This is a genomic window from Bradyrhizobium sp. STM 3562, from assembly GCF_045571435.1.
In the GTDB taxonomy this organism is placed as follows: domain Bacteria; phylum Pseudomonadota; class Alphaproteobacteria; order Rhizobiales; family Xanthobacteraceae; genus Bradyrhizobium.
Window position 1 is genome coordinate 2,549,949 of sequence record NZ_CP120694.1, and the last position, 22,372, is coordinate 2,572,320.

The following is a 22,372-nucleotide window of genomic DNA, read 5'->3' on the forward strand; positions in this document are numbered from 1 at the left end:
ACCACCTCCATGGCAGGCTCAGTCCAGCGGTCTCCAGGCGCGCCCATCGCGTGCCAGCAACTCGTCAGCTGCGGCGGGGCCACTTCCGCCCGCTGCATAGTTCGGAAAGTTCAGAGGCGGATGGTTCGCCCAGGCGTCAAGGATGGGTTGAACGGCCTGCCAACCGGCCTCGATATTGTCAGCGCGCTGGAACAGGGTTGCATCACCTATCATGCAATCGAACAGCAGGGTCTCGTATCCAGTGCTGGGTTCGGCCTTGAAGTAAGTCCTGTAAGCAAAGTCCATGCTGACGGAACTCAACTTCACAGTCGGGCCAGGACGTTTGGCTGCGAATTCGAGTGCAACGCCCTCGTTGGGCTGGATGCGCAGGATCATCCAGTTGGGATTCATCCGCTCTACGTCGGTGCCGCGGAAGAGGGTGTATGGTGCCTGGTGAAATCGGATCGAGATCTCCGTCACACGGCGCTTTAGATGCTTGCCTGTGCGGAGATAGAAAGGGACGCCGGCCCAACGCCAGTTGTCGATCTTCAGCTTGCAGGCGATGAACGTCTCAATGCTCGAGTCCGAGGCCACGTCGGGCTCCTGGCGATAAGCCCGCACCGTGCGACCGAGTACTTTGCCAGTGTCATACTGGGCCCGCACAACGTCGTTGAGGGCCTGTGAGGTGCCGAGTGGTTGAATGGCCTTGATGACCTCCGCCTTCTTGGTCCGAACCTCATCGGCATCGAACGATATCGGCGGCTCCATAGCGATCATCGCCAGCAGCTGGAACATATGATTCGGTACCATGTCGCGCAGCGCCCCGGTCCTCTCATAAAACCTACCCCGGCGCTCGACACCGACTGTCTCCGCGGCGGTGATCTGCACGTGGTCGATGTGCTCTCGATTCCACAACGGTTCGAACAGGCCGTTGGCAAAGCGCAGCGCCATGATGTTCTGGACCGTTTCCTTGCCGAGGAAATGGTCGATCCGATAGATCTGATGCTCGTGCAACGCAGTCGTGATCCGGGCGTTGAGCGCCTTGGCCGACGACACGTCGTGGCCGAAAGGCTTCTCGATCACCACCCGGCGCCACTGGCCATTTCTCTCGGTCATGAGGTCCGCGGCCGCGAGCCCCGCGACCGCCACGCTGAAGAAGCGGTCCGCGACGGCGAGATAGAAAAGGTGGTTGCCGGCCGTACCGGCGGCCCTATCAAGCTCGGTCAGATGCTTGCCGATCCGGGAGTAGAGCGCGGGATCGTTGAGATCGCCCTGCAGATAGCTCATGCGCTCGGCCAACCATTGCCAGGCGGCCTGATCGAGGTGGTCGATTTGGAATTCGCCGTCCTTCCCGACAAATTCCTGCATTGCGTCGGCGAGGCCGGTGCGCCATTGCTCCACCGTTTTGGCGACCAGGTCGACACCCACCAACCGAAATCCGTCGGGCAGCCGCTTGGCGGTGACAAGATTGTAGAGCGCCGGCACGATCAAGCGCTTCGTCAGATCGCCGGAGGCACCGAAGATCACGATGGCGCACGGCGGCGCAACCATTGGGCTCGCGGCTTCAACTTCCGTCAACGGAAACGCCCTGCTTGAGATCATCGCGACTTCCTCTCGTTACGGCCCAGCACCTCCATGGCGACTTCGACAACCCGCTCCGGCTCAAAGCCAAACTTGCGCTGCAGCTCTTTGAGCGGTGCCGACGCCCCGAATGTTTTCATGCCGACAATGCGGCCAGCGGCGCCGACATATCTTTCCCATCCGAGCACCGACCCCTGCTCGACGGCGATGCGTGCATGGAGGCCTGGAGGCAGCACCTCATCGCGATAGGACTGCGGCTGGCGCTCGAAGATGTCCCACGAGGGCATGGAGACGATGCGGCACCGAATCCCCTGGGAGGTCAACTTTTCATGGGCCTCCACGACAAGGGCAACCTCGCTGCCCGACGCAATAAGTATGATCTCGGGCGCGCCGTCCGTTGCGTCCGCCATGATGTAGGCGCCCCGTGCGACCCCGGCAGCCGACGCGTACTTGCGGCGGTCGAATGTCGGGAGCGGCTGGCGCGATAGTGCGATCACCGCCGGTTGATGACCCAGCTCGAGGATGTAGCGATAAGCCTCGACAACTTCATTGGCGTCGGCCGGTCTGAGGACCACCAGGCCTGGGATGGCCCGCATCGAGATCAGATGCTCGACCGGCTGGTGGGTCGGCCCATCCTCGCCGTCGCCCATCGCATCATGGGTGAAGACCCAGACGGCGGGAAGTTCCATCAGGGCGGAAAGGCGGATGGCCGGGCGTGCATAGTCGCTGAAGATGAGGTACGTCGCGCCGAAAGCGCGCACCTTCGACAATGCCAATCCATTCACGATCGCCGCCATCGCGTGCTCTCGAACGCCGAAATGGAGGTTCCGGCCCCCGGGACTTGCGGCTTCAAAATCTCCCGCTTCGGGAAACGTCAGGAGCGTCTTGTTCGACGGGCCGAGATCTGCCGATCCGCCCATCAGCCAGGGAATATTTTGAGCAAGGACGTTCAGCACCCTGCCGGAAGCTACTCGCCCCGCAAGGCCCTCAGGATCAGCGGGGAAGCTTGGCAGGTTTCGGTCCCATCCAGCAGGCAGCGCGCGCCGCTGCATCTGGTCGATCTCCCTGGCGAGTTCGGCAAATTGTGTGTGGTAAGCGGCAAACAGCTTCTCCCATTGGCGCCGCGCTTCGGCACCGCGCGCGCCGATACCAGCGTCGAACCGCCGGGGAACCTCGTCAGGCACGAGGAATTTTGCGTCTTCGGGCCAGCCGTATGCTCGCTTGGTAAGTCGAACCTCCTCCTCACCCAGGGGCTCGCCGTGGATTGCCGGAGTGTCGATCTTGTGTGGCGACCCGTAGCCGATGTGGCTGTCCAGAATGATGAGGGTTGGTCTGCCCCTGGTCTTGCGGAAGATGGTGAGCGCGTCCTCGATCCGCTCCAGATCGTTGGCATCTCCGACCCGCAACACATTCCACTGATAGCCGAGAAAGCGCGCTGTGACATCCTCGGTAAAGGTGATACACGTATTGCCCTCGATGGTGATGTGATTATTATCATAAATCCAGCAGAGGTTATCGAGGCCGAGATGCCCGGCGAGCGAAGCAGCTTCTGCGGCGACGCCTTCCATCAAGCAGCCGTCGCCGCAGACGGCATAAATGTCATAATCAAAGATATCGAAGCCAGGCCGGTTGTAGCGACTGGCAAGCCATTTGCGCGCGATCGCCATGCCTACGCTCGTGGCAATTCCCTGGCCCAGCGGACCGGTCGTCGTCTCTACGCCGGAGACCCAATGATATTCCGGGTGTCCCGGTGCCTTGCTGTCGAGTTGGCGGAAGCGACGGATGTCGTCGATGGTGACTGAGGGCTTGCCGAGACTTTCATACTCGGCGTTTACGGCGCGGGTCCCCGTTAGATAGAGAAGCGACCACAGGAGCATGGAAGCATGGCCGTTTGACAGAACGAAGCGATCGCGATTTGGCCAGATCGGATCCTTCGGATCAAAGCGCATGATCCGGTTCCAGAGGACATAGACGAGCGGCGCCAACGCCATTGCCGCGCCGGGATGGCCTGAATTTGCCTGCTGCACCGCGTCGATCGTCAGGGTGCGGATCGTGTTGATCGCTAATTGGTCGAGCTTTTCGCTGGTCATTCGACTCGGCTCCGTTCCTGCGCCCGCGCCTTGATCAGTCTGTAATCAAGCCGTTTTCTCGAGATGTCCGCCGAATTCGTAACGCATCGCCGACAAGAGCTTGTCCGCGAAATCCGTCTCGCCGCGCGAGCTGAACCTCTCGTAGAGGGCGGAGGACAGCACATGGACTGGCACGCCCTCATCAATGGCGGCTTTGATGGTCCAGCGACCTTCGCCGGAGTCGGACACGCGCCCTGCGAAGGTCGAGAGCGCAGGATCCCGGATCAGGGCTGCGGCCGAGAGGTCAAGCAGCCAGGAGGCGATGACACTGCCACGCCGCCAGACCTCCGCAATCTCCGCCAGGTCGAGATCGTATTGAAAGTGCTGGGGATCGCGCAGCGGCGTCGTTTCGGCGTCGATGACGTCGGGCCTTTTCCCGGCATTGGCTCCCTTGAGGACAGCGAAGCCCTCCGCATAAGCCGCCATCACGCCGTATTCGATGCCGTTGTGTACCATTTTGATGAAGTGGCCGGCACCACTAGGGCCGCAATGGAGATAGCCCTGCTCGGACGTTCTGCCGTCCTTGCCGATCGCCTCGTCGCGTCCCGGAGTGCGTGGAATGTCGCCGCGACCCGGTGCGAGCGTGGCGAAGATCGGGTCAAGGTGCCTTACCGCGCTGGCATCGCCCCCGATCATCATGCAGTAGCCGCGCTCGAGTCCCCAGACACCGCCACTGGTCCCGACGTCCACATAGTGGATGCCCCTGGGCGTCAGCTCCTTGGCTCGGCGGATGTCGTCGATGTAGTAGGAATTGCCGCCATCGATCACGATATCGCCGTGCTCAAGGTAGGGCAGCAGCTCGGCGATGGTCTGGTCTACGGCGCCGACCGGCACCATCAGCCAGACTGCGCGAGGTTTCGTCAGTTTCTCGACGAACTCACGCAACGACGCGGCGCCGACAGCCGTCTCCTTCACCAGTTCGTCTACTGCCTTTGTGGACCTGTCGAACACGATGCATTGATGTCGGCCCCGCAAGAGGCGGCGCACCATGTTTGCTCCCATGCGGCCGAGGCCGATCATTCCAAGTTGCATGGGTTAGCTCTCCTGATTATGTTTTCCGCGGGTTCGCCGCACCCAAACGGGACGCCTGCGGCCGAACGGCGGAATTCGAGCGAGCCGTGGCGATTGACCGGCGGGATCGAGGGCGCGCGATCATATCTTCGAGGCATCAGCCGGAAGCCTTGAGTTTGCGATAGCGCCGGATCAGCGCGTTGGTCGAACTGTCGTGCTTGAGTTCGGGCTCCGTGGGGTCCTCGAGCTGAGGAATGATCTGCTGGGCAAGCGCCTTGCCCAATTCCACGCCCCATTGGTCATACGAATCGACCTGCCAGATCATCCCCTGGGTGAAGACGGAGTGCTCATAGAGCGCGACCAACTTGCCGAGCGCTTCCGGCGTCAAGGTGTCCAGCAGGAGGGTGTTGGACGGACGATTGCCCGCGAACAGCCGATGCGGCACAAGCCAATCCGGCGTATCTTCGGCCTTCACCGCTTCGGCGGTCTTGCCAAAGGCGAGCGCCTCGGTCTGGGCGAAGACGTTGGCGAGCAGCATGTCGTGATGTCTGGCGAGCGGGTTCAAGGTGTGGGCGAAGGCGATGAAATCGCAGGGTATGAGCCGGGTGCCTTGGTGGATGAGCTGATAGAACGAATGCTGGCCGTTAGTGCCCGGCTCGCCCCAGTAGATCGGTCCGGTGTCGTAATCCACCGTGAGACCGTCGGCAGTCACGTGTTTGCCGTTACTCTCCATGGTGAGCTGCTGTAGATAGGCAGGAAAGCGCTTGAGATACTGCTCATAGGGAAGCACCGCGACGGTCTGCGCGCCGAAAAAATTATTGTACCAAATGGCGAGCAGACCCATCAGAACCGGCAGATTGCGCTCGAACGGTGCAGATCGGAAATGCTCGTCCATTTCGTGAAAGCCATTCAGGATGCCGCGGAAGCCATCCGGACCGATGGCCACCATCGTCGACAGGCCAATCGCCGAATCCATCGAGTAGCGGCCGCCGACCCAGTCCCAAAAGCCGAACACGTTGGCGGTATCGATCCCGAACTTCGCAACCTCCGAGGCGTTGGTCGAGACGGCGACGAAATGGCTGGCAATGGCCTCTGCCTCGCCGTTCAGACCGGCCAACAGCCAGTCACGCGCCGTGCGAGCGTTGGTCATGGTCTCGAGCGTGGTAAAGGTCTTGGAGCAGACGATGAATAGCGTCTCGGCGGGATCGAGATCGCGCACCGCCTCGGCGAAATCCGTGCCATCGACATTGGAGACGAATCGGAATGTCATGGCACGCTCGCTGTAGTGCCGCAGCGCTTCGTACGCCATGACCGGTCCAAGATCAGATCCGCCGATGCCGATATTGATCACATTGCGGATGCGCTTGCCGGTATGACCCTTCCAGGCGCCGCTGCGTAGCCGATGCGTGAAAGCCGTCATTTTGTCGAGAACGGCATGAACGTCGGGCACCACATTGCGTCCGTCGTGGATGATCGAAGCGTCGCGTGGCGCGCGCAGGGCAACGTGAAGCACGGCGCGGTTCTCCGAGACGTTGATGTTGTCGCCCTGGAACATCGCATCGATGCGGTCTCGCAACCCCGATTCCTCGGCAAGCCGAAGCAATAGTGCCAAGGTTTGGTCGGTGATCCGGTTCTTGGAATAGTCGAGATAGATTCCAGCCGCCTCGATAGCGAGCCTGTCGCCGCGTTTGCGATCCTCGGCGAAGAGCTGTCTGAGGTGCAGGTCCTTCACGGTCTGGTAGTGCCGCTCTAACGCCGCCCAGGCGGGCCGTCTCCGCAAGGCTGGAACGCTCGTGGGTCGCTTGCTGACCAGCTCCGGTGAATGCCTACCCTGAACCATAACCACCGTCTCCTCTCCAGCCTTTCAGCTCGCCTCACGAATCGTCGCGCTCTTCGATTCGATGCAGGCCAATAGATCGTTCCATGACTTCACAAACGATGCCGCGCCCTCGTCCTGCAGCCGGGCCGCGAGCGCGTCGATGCAGATACCGGCCTCGGTGAAGCTGGCCAGGACTCGCTCGCAATCGCCTCCATCCGGCGCGAGCATCTCGTGCACTTCACCGTGGTCTCCGTATGCTCGCAGAGTGCCCTCTGGCATGGTGTTGATCGTAAAGGGCGCAGCAAGGGCCTTCACATAAAGGATGTCGGACGCCATCGGATCCTTGGTGCCGGTGCTAGCCCACAACAGTCGCTGGGCGCGGGCGCCGGCATTGGCGGCGCGCTGGAACCGTGCCGATGTGAGCAACTCTTGGTATGCCCTGTAGGTACGCTGGGCGACTGCGATGCCAAGTCGGTTGGTCAGCTCGTCCGGGACCTTGCCGCTGACCGCGACGTCCCAACGGCTGACAAACAGCGAGGCGACCGACGGGACTGCCGGGTTCAGCCCCGCATCAATGCGCCGTTCGATGCCGCGCAGGTAAGCATCAGCTGCTGCGAGGTATTGCTCGCGGGAGAACAATAGCGTGACATTGATTGGAACGCCGGCGAAGATCGCGGCCTCGATCGCTGGCAGGCCTTCCGCTGTGCCGGGTATCTTGATGAAGAGGTTGGGCTTGCCGGCACGTTGGTAAAGCGCGCGCGCTGCCGCCAAGGTCTCGTTGGTGTCATGGGCGAGCAGGGGCGAGACCTCGAGCGAGACCCACCCGTCTACACCGTTGGTGCGGTCCCAAATCGGGTGGAACAGGTCTGCCGCTTGCGCCAGGTCTTCGATTGCCAGTTCGAAGAATAGCGTCTCGCCCGACGTTCCCTCCGTGAGCTTGCTGCGGATCGCTGAATCATAGTGAGAGCTGTTCTTGATCGCATGGTCGAAGATCGTCGGATTCGATGTGAGTCCCGTCAGCGACAAGTCAGCGATGTAGCGCCTCAGAGTGCCGCTGGTCAGCAGATCGCGGGTCATGTTGTCGAGCCAAATGCTCTGTCCGAGTTCGTGGAGCTTCTGCGTTGCCTTCATCGCTTCACATCCGTACAGCTTCGAGCCGTGGGGCTGCCGCAAACAGGTGAGCAAGATCGCAGTCGAGCAGGTCTCCGATCCGGTCCACCGTAACGTCAGGTGCGGCGAACGAGGCGAGGGCGTTCGCGTCATGGGCAAAATGTCCTTGTTGGGGAAGGACGGTGGCGACGCGGGTGCCCCAGGCCTCCTTAACCGCGGCAAGGATACGCGGCTTGTCATCCACTAGAACGTAGTGCAGCGCCGGATAGCGGGCCTCGACATCATCGAGAGCGAGTTCCTTGTGGATGTAAATCAGCACGTGTGAGTTGACTGCCTCCGAAAGCCCAGAGCGCTCAACCTTGCGGGGTTGAAAGACGACATCGCCATCGGTGAGAAGGACGGTTGGGCCCAACTGACGCAGTCGTTCGAGCACATCCAGGGATCCCGGATACAGACGATTGGCGAATGGGTAATCGACCAGGAATGATGACATGGACAATAGCTGCATGTCCTGCGGGTGTTCGACACGGTACCGTTGCAGCGCGCCGAGATAGTCTCGATATCCCAGTTCCTCGAACAGCTCCTCAAGAATTGCCAAGTACCCATCGCGACACGAGGCACCGTACTGGCGCTCAAGATAGGCGTTGATGTCGGCCCGGATGCGGTCGTTGTCGAGAAGCGTATTGTCGACATCGACCAGGAAGACAACTTGATTCATCGGCCTTACCCTTGGCTCCGCGCAATATGCTCAGCGTGCGGCCCGAGCCGCCTTGAGGCTGCACCCATATCGGCGTTCTCGGAAGTGAAACGATTGCAGTCACCAGATGCGCATGCTGCATCTGGGCGTTCGATGCCGCGTGGTACAGTCGTCCATGTCCGCGTAGGTACGCACATGGTGACAAGATGGATGCTGCCAGCCGATTCCAGAAACGATTTGATGGTCCTTTGCGGATTGAAGACTACGGTCTTATCGGTGACTGCAAGACGGCGGCGCTGGTCGGCAGGAACGGCTCAATTGATTGGCTGTGCTGGCCTCGTTTCGATAGCGCGGCTTGCTTCGCCGCCTTGTTGGGAAACCCAAATCACGGTCGGTGGTCGATCGCGCCTGCGGACCCGTCGTGCAAGACATCGCGCCGCTACCGTGGCGACACCATGATACTGGAGACCGTTTTTACGGTTCGGGACGGATCCTTTGCTGTCATCGATTTTATGCCCACGAACCGTTCCGAGTCGTCGATCATCCGCATTGTCGATGGACGATCGGGTCGCCCGTCGGTTCGGATGGAGCTCGCGTTTCGGTTCGACTACGGCTCGGCTGTGCCCTGGGTCTCTCAGCTACCCGACAAGGACGGGATCGCCGCCATTGCTGGTCCGAACCTTGTTGTCCTCCGAACACCTGTCCAGTTGAAGGGGGAAGACCTTTCGACCACCGCAGACTTCACGATCTCCAGCGGCGAAAGGATGCCGTTTGTCCTCACCTACGGGCCATCGCACCGGTCGCCGCCCGCCGCCATCGATGCTGATCTTGCGCTTAACGACACCGAAGCTTTCTGGCGGGAGTGGTCTACACGTTGCACTTACCATGGACATCGCCGCGAAGCAGTGATGCGCTCTCTATTGACGCTCAAGGCGCTAACTTTTGCCGAGACGGGCGGGATTGTCGCCGCACCAACGACCTCGTTGCCGGAGGAAATTGGCGCCTCGCGCAACTGGGACTATCGCTATTGTTGGGTCCGCGATGCAACGCTCACGCTCATTGCCCTGATGGGCGCCGGTTACTACGAGGAAGCCTTAGCCTGGCGCCTGTGGTTGCAGCGGGCGGTGGCGGGCAGTCCTGAGGATCTTCAAATCATGTACGGCTTAAGCGGCGAACGTCGCCTGAATGAGTGGGAGGTTGCTTGGCTTCCCGGTTATCGAGGATCGTTGCCAGTCCGGATTGGCAACGCGGCATCGGACCAGTTGCAACTTGACGTCTGGGGGGAAATGGCAGACGCGCTGCATTTCGCGCGAAAAAGTGGCCTTGCTCCATTCGTCGCAGGACGGTCTTTGCTGAACCTCTCACTCAATCACCTGGAAAAAATGTGGAAAGAGCCTGATGACGGTATTTGGGAAGTGCGGGGTAGAAGGCGACATTTTACCCACTCGAAGGTCATGGCGTGGGTCGCGTTTGATCGTGGCATCAAGGACGCGGTGAAATATGGCTACGAAGCGCCGATTGATCGCTGGCGCTCAATCCGGGATGAGATCCACCGCACCGTATGTGCGAGGGCGTATAGCACGGCACGACAGGCCTTCACAGAAAGCTTCGATAGTTCTGAACTGGATGCCAGCCTGCTTCTGATGCCAGTTGTCGGATTTCTGCCAATTGATGATCCTCGCATTGCTAGAACAGTGGCCGCGATCGAGAGTGAGCTGATGTCGGATGGGTTGGTGTTGCGCTACCGAACAGACAGCGGCGTGGATGGGCTCCCCGCTGGTGAAGGGGTTTTTCTCCCGTGCAGTTTCTGGCTCTCCGACGTCTACCAGATGCAAGGTCGGATCGCAGAAGCAAACGCCCTGCTTGAGCGTCTGCTCGCTCTGCGTAACGATCTTGGCCTTCTCAGCGAAGAATACGACACCAGAGCCGGGATACAGGTTGGCAACTTCCCTCAGGCTTTTTCTCATCTTGCGATGATTCGCACGGTTCTGAGCCTGCATCGCGACGAGCCCTTGCGGAACACCCTTGAAAGGGATCGAGCATAATCGACATTGGACCTTGCGGGGATCGCTCGATGTCGGGCGTCAAGAGTTATCTCAGATAACCTTGTCGGTCGCCGGGACATCCGTTCCACGCGCGATCGCTGTCCCTCAACCGGCCGGCATCCGAAACCCCGCACATTTTCCGGACGGCCGGGCGCGTCAATGATGACTGCGCCTTGGATACGAGCGTCGATTTTGCCGAGGGCGAGCTTTACAAGCTACTTTCCACAATTGAATAGATTCAAGCGTGGGGAAGCAACCTTCTTCACGGATTCGACTGCAAATGGCAGGATCTTGTAAGGGACGACTTCGTCGGGCCGTTTGGCCAAACCTTCCTCCAAGCCGCGTCTCCAGGCAACTCGCAGTTCAGTATTGATATGGATGATGTTGATCCCAGCGGCGATTGCCTTGCGCAAGTCTTCGTCGTCGGTTCCCGATCCGCCGTGCAACGTAAGCGGAACTTGGGCCGCTTCCTTGATCTCAGCGATTCTCTGGATATCCAACCGCTTCCGTGTTTGTCCATGCACCATGCTCTTTAGCATCCCATGCATGTTGCCCACGGCTGGAGCTAGGATGTCGATGCCCGTAGACTCAACAAACTGCTTCGCTTCTGCAGGAGAGGTCAAACCCCTCGACAACTCGGGAGCCTCTTCGTGTATCTCAGAACCTGTTCCAATGTCGCCTATCTCTCCCTCCACGAGAATGGCGGGATTGATTGTCTTGAGGGTTTCAACCGCTTGTTTGGTTTGGCGTACGTTTTGCTCGAATGGCAGCGCGGAAAGATCGAAGACGATCGCATCAAAGCCGGCCTCGGCCGCTTCTATGGCTTTGGCCAGGGAATGGGTGTGATCCGCGTTAAGAAAGATCGGCCAGTCCCATTCCTCCCGGAGACTCCGCACCAGCACCGCAAGTTGGCGAGTTCCGATAAACTCCCGTTCGCCCTCGGATGCACCGACGACCACGGGGACCTTCAGTTCTCGCGCGGATGACAACACCGCCTTCAGCAGAACCCAGTCCGCAACGTTGAAATGGCCGATTGCCACTCGTTCTTTGTGACTCTGCTCCAAGACATCTCGTAAGCTATACATTACGCATCTCCTTGTAGCCCTTGCTGTGCGCTACGACATTTGCACCAGCGCCGGGACATTGAGCCCTGAGCTTTGTTAAAGGTATTCGCTGGCGCGGGCGCCCCATCAATACCGGTTGAAAGAGCACGGCGGCGGCCAGCGTGCATACCAGCGACAACGCCATCAGCTTGCCCATGCTCGACATCCCCGGATAGTTCGACGTCCACATGCTTCCGAATGCAATTGCATTGGTAAGTGCGCTAAAGATAATTGCTCGCGTCAGCGACGATTGTAGAAGTCCTGTCTGGCCGGCGCGCCGGGCCGTGCAGTGCGCGGTAGGTAACGACCGAGGGCGCGTTCGGATTCTGCAGGTCCATCGGATTGAAATCGAACTGCAGCAGTTGCAACAGGGGTGTAGTGACCAAAACGATACCAATGGTCCCTGCGATGATCCGGATACGGTGTTGTTGCAGATAGCCGTCGAGCGACGCAAGACCGGCGAAAGCCGATGGGCGCGGACTCACCTGGAGGATTCAGTATCGCCAACATCGAAGGCACCAGGGTGATACTGCAGAGAAAGGCGATGAGCATTCCGCAGCCGGCGATCAGCCCGAGTTCCGAAAGACCGTTGTAGTCGGTCGGGATAAAGAAAAAGAAGCCGACCGCAGTCGCGCCGGCTGCGAGGGCCAGAGGGCCCGCTACCTGTCGCGCGGCGCCCAGCAGCGCTCCGTGCAAATGATCGTTCTTGTAACGCTCCGAGCGATAACGCACGCTGAATTGAATGGCGAAATCAACCCCGAGCCCGACGAACAGCACAAAGAAGGCGATAGAAATCAGATTGAACGCGCCGACCACCATCAGGCCGAGCGCGGCGGTGATTGAAAGGCCGACCGCCAGACTGAAGAACACCGAAGCGATGATCTTCCAGGAGCGAAGTGCGAACCAAAGAACGAGCAGTGTCCCGAAGACAGCTGTCAATGTATCGCGAACCGCACTTTGCCTGATGACCGAAAACTGGTCATCGTTGAGCGCGACTTCGCCGGTCAAGCCGACCGTTGCATGGTATCTCCCGGCAAGGTTCAGCTCGCTGGCCCCCTGTTGAATGCCGAAAGTCGCCGTCGCGCCCGGTTGCAAGGCACTGAAATCCAGGACCGGTTCAACCTCGATAAAGCGCCGCAGGTCGCTCGCGCTGGTCTTATGTCCCTGCAAGAGCTCTTGCCAGGAGAAGCTCGCCGACCTGTCGCCAAGGACGTCGCTCAGCGCGGTATCGACCAGTGACAGAGGCCATGCCAATTGATCGAGTTTCAGCTCCCCTCCCTGAACCCCGTGCGCACCAAAGGACAGGACTCCGGCGGCTCCGCGAAGGGTCGGATCGCCGGCCAGTTTGGTGAGCAACGGTTGCGCCTGCTTCAACCCGTCAATTGATTTTTCGACATCAGCATTGCACTCGAACAGGAAGCCATTGCGTTCGAAGAAACCACCATTGGTTTGCTCGACCGAGCGGAACAGGTCCGACCGGTTGGAGATTTGTTGCGCCAGCGCGTTTGCCGCCAGCGTAGCATTTTCCGGCGTGGCGGCACTCACCACAACCAAAATGCCCTTTTGCGGAAATGCTTCATTGAAAGCAAGTTGACGTCGATGCCAGGGGAGAGCACGGGATATCAGTGCGTCGACGTTGGTGGTAATCGAAAAGCGTGCGACTTCATAGGTGGCGGCGACAACAAGCAAGAGGGCACCGACCGCGGCAACCAGCCGGCAACGCCGGACGCAAAAATCGACCAGTCGAACAGTCAGTGGTGTCCGCATAATGAGAGGCCTCGGTCGCTCGGATGTCACGATAAGGAGCTTCAGCCGTTCAGGAGCCGGTTGCGTGCACGAGGGCGGCATCTCGGCGCCGCTGACCGCATTATTTGTATCGCAGGTGGCAATCGCCAACTGAAACGACTTCAGCTCCCGCATGAACATCATGCACGTCGACTAGAGCGAGCTGGTAAACCTTGCGGTCGACCTGCTTCCGGGGATGACGCATTAGCCCGACTTGCGCTGAATAGAGTATCGGCCTCATACAAATCAGTGCGCTAGCCGAAAAGCCGTCACTACATTTTTGATGAGGAAGGGTCAGAAAGTCCGATTCTGCGGGCGAGTGGCAACTCCGCGCGGGCTATATAATGGCCCTGCTGATCCTGGCAGGCTTCGCCCTCGTCGTAACTGATCTCGGGTCACAGGGGAACTCAAGCAGCGAGACCAAACGGGCCGCCTCTTGGGTGGGCTTTCGGTGTCGGGCGGCGATCTGGCTGATCTGAACCGCAGCACTTTTCCGGGGGTGAGGGTACAAGACCGCCCCTCGCTACCAAATCTGCGATTTTGCACGCCAAACTACGATGTTCTGCGATTTCGCACTCCTGATAAGGAGCAGTTGAAGCTGGCTGGGTCGTCGTTGGCCTCGGAATATCGCACAGAGCATCCTGATCGTTCAAGCTCGGAATGTCTCATCACCTACTCGCCGGACAATCTCATACGGATGCCGCGATCCTCAGCCGGCGCCAAAACTCCGGACTCAAGCTCCTCAGCTCCTCCAGTCACCAGCTCGTTCAATTCCGGGGCATCGGACCACAAGTCGTACTTGACGCGAGAGCTCTCAGCATGCCGCGCGCCAACAAATTGTCACGAAGAACTTCGAGGCGGCCATTCCGAATATCCCAGGCAAGTCGCTGATCGCCCTGGAAGTCGATTACGCGCCGGGCGCGGCCTCTCCGTCCCATACCCACGCGAAGTCGGCTTTCATCTACGCCTATGTGATCTCGGGCGCGATCGAGTCGAAGGTGAATGATGGCGAGACGCGCATCTATGGGGCAGGCGAGAGCTGGTCCGAACCACCGGGCGCGACCCATTCGATCAGCCGCAACGCGAGCAAGACAGAGCCGGCAAAGCTGCTCGCTGTCTTCTCTGCCAGACTTCGACACCAATGACAAAGTGCTGACCGCGCCCATCAGATAACGACCTTCCGGAATAGCGTATTGACTCGTCCAAATCAATCGAGTTTCGGATTATCGTTTTGGGTAGCGACGATCGCTTTCCGGTCTTGTGCCCGGCCGGTCCCGGGGGCACACCACCTTGACGAACTCTCGGCTCGTATCTACATTGTATCATCAATGTCGGAGCCCGAACATGAAGGTGGCATTCCAGAAGTGGGGCAACAGCCTGGCACTGCGAGTGCCAAAAGCATTCGCCGATGAAATCGGTGCCCGCGACGGCAGGGCCGCCGAAATGACCGTGAGCGACGGTAAACTGGTGATCGAGATCTCCCGGTCGCCGCGGCGCAAGCGTCGCTACACACTCGACAAGTTGGTTGCCGGTATAACGCCGGACAACCGTCATGAAGAGATTGATTGGGGGCCGCCCGTTGGCAACGAAGTCTGGTAACTACTGTCCGGAGGCCGGCGATTTCATCTGGATCGATCTTGACCCAACCGTCGGCCACGAACAAAGCGCCCGACGACCGGCCATCGTATTATCACCGCACAACTACAATGCCGCAGCCGGCCTTTGCGTGATCTGCCCAATCACCAGCCGTGTACGAGACTATCCTTTCGAGGCCAAGCTGCCTGAAGGTGCCGGCTTCCGCGGCGTTGTGCTAGCCGACCAACCCCGCAGCGTCTCTTGGGAGAAACGACGGATCCAACATGCCGGACGAGCACCAGACGTCGTGCTAACCGAAGTGCGCGAGCGCTTGGCTGCGTTGCTCGGAATCGACTGAACTCCCCGTTCATCTGCGGCGGGACGATGCAAGAACGGCTTTGGCTCTTCAGCTTGGCCGTGTTTTGGCCAGCTAGGCCCCCAAGCCTTCACGAATGAAGCAGCCCATAGAATCCACACGAACCGGCTCGCTACCCACGATAGCGGTTCAACACGATAGTCCGGATAGCCCAGATAGCATAGTCGCCGCGCCAGGCAAGAATGCACGGGATGATATCGGCCGCGAGTTAACCGCGGCGCGGTCATGCGGCGTGTCACCGAACGTGGAGGATATGCACCACCTAAATGACAGCATCGACCCTGTTGAAAATGCTTTTGGCCGAGCACATCGCGCAGCACCCAGAGCAGCGGGGCATCCCCGTCGACATCGACCTCTTGGGGCGTGCCGTTGATCTTTAACGTGAAAGCCATGGATGCCTCCTGAGCGCGTTGGGAGTGAGCGGGGAATCAACGAACACCCCACGCATTGAAGTGCTTCGCATAATCAAGTTGCCTGATGCGGCATACTCGGGGAGATAGCGCGTTCTCGTTGGTGTGCTGACCACATTGAAGCCGCGCTGCGGCCCCGCCGAGCCTTACTCGATGAATCTGCGACAGTGCTAAGTATTGATCGCAGCGCGGGACGAACTTTTCCAATCGCCGGCATGTATAGTTTCGATGACAGGGGGGAATACTGCAGCGACCATCCTCGCAACTGGCGATTGGAGTGGGCTACGCTGGTGGAAAAACCGCTGATCCTAATTCGCGTCGTCGCGTCGCACTCACGCCGCCTTCGAAACTGACGGCGTTGTCCGGCACGCCGCTCCGTCGGCGCTGTGCTGCTGGCCGCACTTCTGGCGGCCGGCGGTAGCTGCGTGCGAGCGGGAACCGCGCAATCACCGCCGTAACCGAGTTCTTCAAACTTGTAATCTTAATGTAACACGAAATGGCCAGCGTGCACTGGAAGTGCCGCAACGCACTTCAGCCGAGATCAATCCAAGCAGCGCAACGTATTGGGGGGCGGCACACCCGGGCTGCATAGCAACACGGCGAGACTGGTCGATGCAAAATGACGTCTTGGGGCATTCGAAGCGGGAACTTCGCAGGCCGGTGCTGCAGGCTGACAATCTCCGCCCCATCGCGACGCGGCTTCTGCGCGACATCGGGCTCGTACAAGGCATGCGCGTCGAGCTCAGTTCCGGGGCGGGCGACGTGATTGGGAGCCGGTGAAGCTTCTCCTTTCAAGGATCGATATCGAGACTCGGCACATCAACCGTTTTGTGAATGTGGCCGGCTACTCCCGAAGACCTCCAATCCTCCAGCTAAGCGATCAGACTAAAGGGAAGCTGCCATGAACTGCGCAACGATGCCTGCCCTCAGTTTTGGTGTTTTTGACCATTTGGATCATGCGGGCGGTAGCCTTCGCCAGCAATACAGCGAGCGATTAGAAATCGCTTCGGCGTGCGATGAGGCTGGTTTTCGCGGCTATCACGTCGCAGAACATCATGGCACTCCACATGGTCTGGCGGCATCACCCAACTTGTTCTTGTCCGCGGTGGCGCAACGCACAAGAAAACTGAGAGTCGGACCCTTGGTGATGCTGTTGAATCTATATCATCCGCTGCGCGCCTTCGAAGAGATCTGCATGCTGGATCAGCTGAGTGGGGGCAGACTCGATCTTGGCATCGGCCGCGGCGGTGTCCCACTCGAACTTTCATTTTTCGGCGTTTCACCTGCGGAGGCGCAGGAGCGCTACAACGAGGCGGTCGAAATTGTCATCAAAGCCATGGAGACAGATGCCCTTACGTACTGCGGTCGCCATTTCAGCATCTCTGACGTGCCGATCACCCTCTCACCCATCCAAAAACCCCATCCACCGCTGTGGTATGGGACGACGAAGCCGGAGACGGCCCGATGGGCGGCGGAGAATTCGATCAATATCGCCTGCGTCGGAAACAGCAACGCAATTCGGCCAATCACGGACGCTTACCGCGCGCATTGGATAGCGGGCCCAACGCGAGATATGCCGCTGCTTGGTATGGTCCGCATTGTCGTGGTCGCTGAGTCCGACGTTGAGGCTCGTGCTCTGGCGGCTCCTGCTTACGCGCGCTGGTTCAATACATTCACTTTCCTGTCGCGCACGCGCAATTTGCCCCTTCCGCCAAATCTCCCAAAGTCGTTTGAAGAAGCCTTAGATGATGGTTTCTGTCTAGTCGGATCACCATCCACCGTGCGAGAGGCGCTGAAGAGCCAGGTCGTTGAGGCGGGTGTTACATACGTCATGTGCCAACTCGCCTTCGGAAACCTACCGCTCGCCGCATCACTCCAAACGATCTCGGCCTTGCGATCGACTATCATTCCCGCTTTCGTACGGCAAGCGCCAGACTTCGGGCTGCGCGAGCATCACTGAAGCGGCGTCCCGCGCAACCCGGCGCGGCTGCGGACATCTGGCTTATTGAACTGAGATGATCAGCAGCCCGATCCGCGTGACGTACGAAGCGTTCGATCGGTCGCCGCATAGCCGCGCACGAGGCAAACTGGTTCGGCTCGCCTGCCACATCATGCGGACAAGTGCGCTGGGTTTACACGCCGGCAATCGCGAGCAGATCATTGCCGATTGATTGTCGCCTGGCCGAACGAGGCCAGCCAGTCCGACGATTATGCTATCACCATTCGCTACCTCGGCAGCTTGATCGCGACCATGACCCTCAATGCGAAGGAGGTCCGATTCAAAAGCGCTCCGGCGGCGAATCACCCGGTGGGCTCTTTTGCTGGCGACTAGGGCTTCGCGACCATGCGCTTTGCGCTCGGTGCCAGCGAGTAGCGCTTGCGAATGCGTGCAACCTTAGCCGGATCGGGGCTCGGCACCGGAAAGCGGCCGTCCGCCTCCCCTGCGCGAGCATAGTGGCGGGTCGCAGTTTCATCCGTGGCGTGGCCTAGCAGCGCTGCAACCATCGCAAGTCCGAGCTGCTTCTCTTCAGCAGTGCGGGCAGAGACGACATAGACCTTTTTCCAGCGCGCGGTCGTAGCGTGTCGACCGACGAAAGCGTGGGGCGGCGTTCCCGGCGCGGGAAGAGCTGCTTAGTAAGCCTGCGCATCAACGATTCGAGGGTTTCGACCAAGGTTTCGTACTGTCCATTCGCCGCAGCTTCGCGAGCCGCGAAGATCCATGCCTTCGTCTGCATGACGAGGTCCTCCGGCAACCAGGCCCAGCGCAGCACCCGCGTCTCGCCGTGAGCGCGTCCGTTCGAATGTTCCCATTTTCAAGCTTCAGTTCCCACTCGAAATGGCGTTGGCTCGACGGACCGAATTGAGCAGTCGGCCACTCGACAAGCCGGGCGCCGGTAAGCGATCCCACAGTCAGGCAATCCACCAGCGTGCTCGCGTTGGGGCTTCTCGTAGCCAGAGCGCCATGGCAGATGCGATCCAAGTCGTCATCGAGACGCTTCAACTTCATCTGCGAGGTGCGCGGCATTAACTCGTCAGGCCTTTTGATCGATTCGGCGTCCTCGAGGATGGCAATGGCCGCGCGCATTTCCGGCGCCAGCTTAGGGAAATACTCTGCGGTCTCGTTCATCGTGAACCGGAGAGCCGCGCGGTTCTGCCGGAACGTCGATGACGCAAGCTGAGTTCGCCGGGCAATGACGGTTTCCGCGAGCTCAGTCGGCGACAGAGCGCGTCCGGCGGCGGTGCGGGCCCCTTCGGCAATCTGCTTTGCGCGGTTGCCATAGGCCTGTTCGGTCTTTGTCGTCCTGGTCATTGCTCAAGTCCATGGAGGGTTAAGGATGTCGTGGCGCTTCGTATACGAAGCGATCTCGCGGACGAACTGCTCGACCGCGGCTTTGGCGTTAAACAAGTAATCGGGGCGGAACGGGCTGTACACGAGCGTCGTTTCGATGGAATCCGGAGGCTGGATATGGCCGAGCCAGAGAGCGATCTCGCGCTGCTCGACGCCTTGCTTCTGCAGGTAGCGACCGACGGCGTGACGGATGGAGTAGGTGTTTTCGTGCCCAGGCAGCTTTGCGCGCCGGCAGGCGGCTTCGAATCCCGTGTCGATTTCGCCCACCGCTTCACCGCGCCAGTTCACGATGCGCGTGCCGAGACCGCCTACTTCAAAAAACATCTCGAGCCTCACATCGACGGCGAGAACGTGCAGATCGTCGGCGAGGTGGACGAAGCGAGGAAGCAGCCGTTCCTCGCGGAAGCCGCCGCCCTGCTATTTCCGATCGACTGGCCGGCGCCGTTCGGTCTGGTGATGATCGAGGCGATGGCGTGCGGGACGCCTGTCATCGCCTATCGCTCGGGCTCCGTGCCGGAAGTGGTCGACGACGGCGTAACCGGTTTCATCGTCGACAGCGAGGAGGAGGCCGTCAGTGCAGTCAGCGAAGTGGCTCGACTGGATAGAAAACAGGTGCGCGCTCGCTTCGAGTGGCGTTTCACTGCCTCCCGAATGGCGCGAGAATACGAAGGCCAGTACCGGAGGCTGATCGCCGCTGCTGGCGGCGCCGAGCAAGAGGGGAGCCGCAGCCGTCGGCAACGTGAACGGATTGGAACTAACGGCGTCGCGAGGCGTCGAATCTCCGCCCCCGGCACTGGCCGGGGGAAAACCTACCCACTAGGTTGGCGGTCCGAATGCGCAGTTATAGCGCAAGGACCGTTTGTGCCCGGAGGAGAGAGCAATGAGCAATCGCATATCGGACAGGAGAGTGCCGACCGCGGCCGAGCGGGAAGCTCGAAAGGTGTTTCGAGATGCGGGCACCAAGGCGCCGGCCTCGGAGTATGAGCGCGACCAACAGGCATTCCATGCAAACCGGGAGCGCCTGAAGGCGGAGCGGCTGGCTCGCGAGGCGGCCGTCAAGCACAAGCCCAAGACCTGATCGTTGCGTCCGAAGTGACGCTAGTTTCGTCTCGGCTGCAGCGAATGTTCGAGAAAGAAACGCAGCATCTCCCTCGTCGCATCCGGTCCGTCCGGATCGGTGTACGAGCCGGCGGGGCTGCCTCCCGACCATGCGTGTCCGGCTCCGTGGATTTCCCAGTGTTCGAGGATTCCGCGCCCGCCGGCGTCGGTGTGGACCGTGCGGGTATAGGCATGCCCTCCAGGTACCCGCCCGCGCTGCACCTCCGTCTTCGTGCGGGATCCGCCGATCGACTGTCGGACGATCCGATCGCCGTTTTTGGAATGCACCGTGGTGTCGCGATCGCCGTGGAAGACGATTGTCGGCACGGGCGGGCCGTCGCTCGGTGTTGCCTTAAGTCCGCCGCCTTGCTTCATGGCCATCAGCGCGGAGGGAAGGTCGCTGGCTGCTCCGCAGGCCAGTCCGGAATGGATGCCGATCGCTGCGTACAGATCGCCGTACGTCGATCCCATGACGGCCGCGGCCGCAGCCCCGGCGGACAGTCCGGCGACGTAGACGCGTTCCGGATCGACCGAATGGTCGCGCATGATCTGGCGGGTGATGCCGGCGATGAGCGAGGGCTCGCCTCCGCCGCGCTGCTGGTCGGCCGGCCGAAACCAATTCCAGCATTTCGCCTGGTTCGCTTCCGCCCGCTGCGCGGGATAGGCCACGAAGCAGGTCTGTTCTTCGGCGACGAAGTTCATCCGCGTGCCCGCGGCGAAATCCTCCGGCGACTGCGTGCAGCCGTGGAGCATGATCACCAGCGGAATGGGCTGTCCATGATAGCCGCTCGGGATGAACAGCCGATAGGCGCGGCTTCCCGCGGCATTTGCGTAGACGCCTTCGATGAACCTGGTGCCGTCCGGCACGATATGCACCATGGACGGCGGGGCGCGTCCCAGCGATCCTCCGAGTCCGAGCCCCTGGATGCTGTTGGCAAGGTCCACTGGCGGCCGGGCCGTGCGACGCGGACGCCTCGTCGCGGCGGCGTTCGCCTTGGCGTCGATGGTCGGCGGCTCTCTTCCTGCAGCAAGGGCGGGGTGGCCGGTCGTCTGTGCGGTAGCGCCCCGCTCTTTCTCGCCCCGAAGCATGCGCTGAAGCAGCGCGGTGGCCTCGACGAGTTGGCCCGAGCGCGTGAGGCGTGTGGCTTCGCGAATGATGTCCTGGTTCAGCATGACCTTACCTCGTCCTGTCGGCCAGAGCGGACTTGACCGCCGGACTGGCATGCAGGGCCCCCAGCACAGAGATCGATGCAATCGTCGCGCGGGCAAGTTCGGGCGTGACGTCCTGGGCGATGGTGGCGAGACCCAGAACATTGATGTGCAGCATCTCGCCCGCCCGCCGCGCCGCCTCGAGATCCTCGCGGCTGTAGTTTCGCAAGCCCAGGTCCAGGCTCTTTCGCGCCGTGGACTGCTTGACCACGTCGGCATGGCGCTCGAGCTGGTTGCGGATGGCGGTCCGGATGAAATCCGTGCGGTTCGAGTAGAAGCCTTCCTGCACCATCAAATCGACCTGACCGAGATCGACGAAACCAAGATTGATCGTGATTTTTTCCGTGTCGGACGGCTTGGGTCGGATTTCGTGAACGTTGCTTGGCATCGAATTATCATCCTGATATCATCTGATTGGATGGTATATGGATGGCAGTCCTCCGCGCGTCAAGGGCGTGCTTCCACGCGCTCGCGGCATGCGGGTCGGCACGATCCTGGATCCCTCCGGCCCTTGCCATTCGCGGACCGGCGGCCACCCGGCCCGAGTAATCCGCCGCTCGCTCCGTGGGCCGGTAGGAACCGTGCCGTCCGGGGACCGGTTGCTTCACCGAGAAGAAGGGAGGACTCGCATGGACATGAAGGAAGCCTCTGAGATGACGGAAGCCTCTGGCCTCGCGAACCATCGGGGCAGCGTGGAGAACGTGGCGGGCGAAAGGCGGAGTGCCGAGCAAGAAGTGGCGAGCCGTAGGCCGCCTCCGCCGGACGTTGCGATGCGCTTCGCCGATCGTCTGCGTAGGGTGACGTTGAAGGCTCCGTTGCAGTCGCTCTTTATCGCATTCATGCTCGGAGTCTGGGTCGCCCGTCGGCGCTAGGAGATCCGCGAGCCCGCTCGCCTCATGGTCAGGAAGCTCAAGACTTACCAGACATCGCTAGGTTTCTACGATCTCGCGATCGCGGCGCCCTCAATGAAGGAGGCGATGACCGAACACGGCCCCGACGGATCGACCCCGGGACGTCTGCCGGCAGCGGTGTTTATTTCCGGACCACTCCCGCCGATTGGTTCTTCGATTGGCATCCGGTTACTCGGCGCCAATAG

17 protein-coding genes and 3 pseudogenes are annotated in these 22,372 nt (G+C 60.5%); 8 read left to right on the forward strand and 12 right to left on the reverse strand.

Annotated elements, in window-relative coordinates; translation table 11 throughout:
- Positions 1–18 precede the first annotated feature (18 nt).
- From zwf to P6U23_RS11685, 6 genes are all read right to left on the reverse strand, one after another.
- On the reverse strand, positions 19–1,530 hold the full coding sequence (gene zwf / locus P6U23_RS11660; RefSeq protein ID WP_407181420.1) for a glucose-6-phosphate dehydrogenase: 1,512 nt from the start codon (positions 1,528–1,530) through the stop codon (positions 19–21).
- A 47-nt stretch (positions 1,531–1,577) separates the two neighbouring features.
- Positions 1,578–3,650, reverse strand: a complete 2,073-nt coding sequence (tkt, locus tag P6U23_RS11665) for a transketolase (protein ID WP_407179908.1) — start codon at positions 3,648–3,650, stop codon at positions 1,578–1,580.
- A 45-nt stretch (positions 3,651–3,695) separates the two neighbouring features.
- Entirely contained in the window at positions 3,696–4,721 is a 1,026-nt protein-coding gene (gene gnd / locus P6U23_RS11670; protein ID WP_407179910.1) for a phosphogluconate dehydrogenase (NAD(+)-dependent, decarboxylating), read from the reverse strand.
- A 136-nt stretch (positions 4,722–4,857) separates the two neighbouring features.
- Positions 4,858–6,540, reverse strand: a complete 1,683-nt coding sequence (gene pgi, locus P6U23_RS11675; protein ID WP_407179911.1) for a glucose-6-phosphate isomerase — start codon at positions 6,538–6,540, stop codon at positions 4,858–4,860.
- A gap of 24 nt (positions 6,541–6,564) precedes the next feature.
- Entirely contained in the window at positions 6,565–7,650 is a 1,086-nt protein-coding gene (gene tal, locus P6U23_RS11680) for a transaldolase (RefSeq protein WP_407179912.1), read from the reverse strand.
- 4 nt (positions 7,651–7,654) lie between these two features.
- On the reverse strand, positions 7,655–8,347 hold the full coding sequence (locus tag P6U23_RS11685; RefSeq protein ID WP_407179913.1) for an HAD family hydrolase: 693 nt from the start codon (positions 8,345–8,347) through the stop codon (positions 7,655–7,657).
- Between the two features lie 185 nt (positions 8,348–8,532).
- Here P6U23_RS11685 and P6U23_RS11690 point away from each other — a divergent pair, with 185 nt between their 5' ends.
- Positions 8,533–10,371, forward strand: a complete 1,839-nt coding sequence (locus P6U23_RS11690; RefSeq protein WP_407179915.1) for a glycoside hydrolase family 15 protein — start codon at positions 8,533–8,535, stop codon at positions 10,369–10,371.
- 215 nt (positions 10,372–10,586) lie between these two features.
- Here the strand turns inward: P6U23_RS11690 and P6U23_RS11695 are convergent, their stop codons facing one another.
- From P6U23_RS11695 to P6U23_RS11705, 3 genes are read right to left on the reverse strand one after another with little or no spacing between them, the layout of a single operon-like run.
- Positions 10,587–11,456 carry a class II fructose-bisphosphate aldolase gene (locus P6U23_RS11695; RefSeq protein ID WP_407179917.1) on the reverse strand — a complete coding sequence of 290 codons (870 nt, stop codon included), beginning with the start codon at positions 11,454–11,456 and terminating at the stop codon, positions 10,587–10,589.
- The gene (locus tag P6U23_RS11700) at positions 11,449–11,664 is read right to left on the reverse strand and encodes a hypothetical protein (RefSeq protein ID WP_407179919.1); all 216 of its coding nucleotides are present in this window, start codon (positions 11,662–11,664) and stop codon (positions 11,449–11,451) included. The genes P6U23_RS11695 and P6U23_RS11700 overlap by 8 nt, the downstream gene beginning before the upstream one ends.
- Positions 11,665–11,714: 50 nt before the next feature.
- Positions 11,715–13,394 (reverse strand): MMPL family transporter, encoded by a 1,680-nt coding sequence (locus P6U23_RS11705; RefSeq protein ID WP_407179921.1) that lies wholly within the window; start codon positions 13,392–13,394, stop codon positions 11,715–11,717.
- Positions 13,395–14,098: 704 nt separating this feature from the next.
- Between P6U23_RS11705 and P6U23_RS11710 the strand changes: the two are divergent.
- The 4 genes and pseudogenes from P6U23_RS11710 to P6U23_RS11725 form a co-directional block, all read left to right on the forward strand.
- Positions 14,099–14,432: pseudogene (locus P6U23_RS11710) on the forward strand (cupin domain-containing protein); the annotation flags it as partial.
- Positions 14,433–14,603: 171 nt separating this feature from the next.
- Positions 14,604–14,858 carry an AbrB/MazE/SpoVT family DNA-binding domain-containing protein gene (locus P6U23_RS11715; protein WP_407179923.1) on the forward strand — a complete coding sequence of 85 codons (255 nt, stop codon included), beginning with the start codon at positions 14,604–14,606 and terminating at the stop codon, positions 14,856–14,858.
- Positions 14,812–15,192, forward strand: a complete 381-nt coding sequence (locus P6U23_RS11720; RefSeq protein WP_407179925.1) for a type II toxin-antitoxin system PemK/MazF family toxin — start codon at positions 14,812–14,814, stop codon at positions 15,190–15,192. The genes P6U23_RS11715 and P6U23_RS11720 overlap by 47 nt, the downstream gene beginning before the upstream one ends.
- A gap of 1,329 nt (positions 15,193–16,521) precedes the next feature.
- Positions 16,522–17,580 carry an LLM class flavin-dependent oxidoreductase gene (locus tag P6U23_RS11725; protein ID WP_407179927.1) on the forward strand — a complete coding sequence of 353 codons (1,059 nt, stop codon included), beginning with the start codon at positions 16,522–16,524 and terminating at the stop codon, positions 17,578–17,580.
- Between the two features lie 687 nt (positions 17,581–18,267).
- Here the strand turns inward: P6U23_RS11725 and P6U23_RS11730 are convergent.
- A complete protein-coding gene (locus tag P6U23_RS11730) occupies positions 18,268–18,930 on the reverse strand; it encodes a hypothetical protein (protein ID WP_407179929.1) in 663 nt (220 codons plus the stop codon).
- 333 nt (positions 18,931–19,263) lie between these two features.
- Between P6U23_RS11730 and P6U23_RS11735 the strand changes: the two are divergent.
- Positions 19,264–19,665 (forward strand): annotated as a pseudogene (locus tag P6U23_RS11735) (glycosyltransferase); the annotation flags it as partial.
- 184 nt (positions 19,666–19,849) lie between these two features.
- The gene (locus P6U23_RS11740; protein ID WP_407179931.1) at positions 19,850–20,047 is read left to right on the forward strand and encodes a hypothetical protein; all 198 of its coding nucleotides are present in this window, start codon (positions 19,850–19,852) and stop codon (positions 20,045–20,047) included.
- Between the two features lie 20 nt (positions 20,048–20,067).
- Here the strand turns inward: P6U23_RS11740 and P6U23_RS11745 are convergent, their stop codons facing one another.
- Both P6U23_RS11745 and P6U23_RS11750 read right to left on the reverse strand, forming a co-directional pair.
- Positions 20,068–21,240: an alpha/beta hydrolase family esterase gene (locus tag P6U23_RS11745; RefSeq protein ID WP_407179932.1), complete on the reverse strand. Its 1,173-nt coding sequence runs from the start codon at positions 21,238–21,240 to the stop codon at positions 20,068–20,070.
- A gap of 4 nt (positions 21,241–21,244) precedes the next feature.
- Entirely contained in the window at positions 21,245–21,664 is a 420-nt protein-coding gene (locus P6U23_RS11750; RefSeq protein WP_407179934.1) for a CopG family transcriptional regulator, read from the reverse strand.
- Between the two features lie 508 nt (positions 21,665–22,172).
- Between P6U23_RS11750 and P6U23_RS11755 the strand changes: the two are divergent.
- A pseudogene (locus tag P6U23_RS11755) lies at positions 22,173–22,268 on the forward strand (cell envelope biogenesis protein TolA); the annotation flags it as partial.
- Positions 22,269–22,372 lie beyond the last annotated feature (104 nt).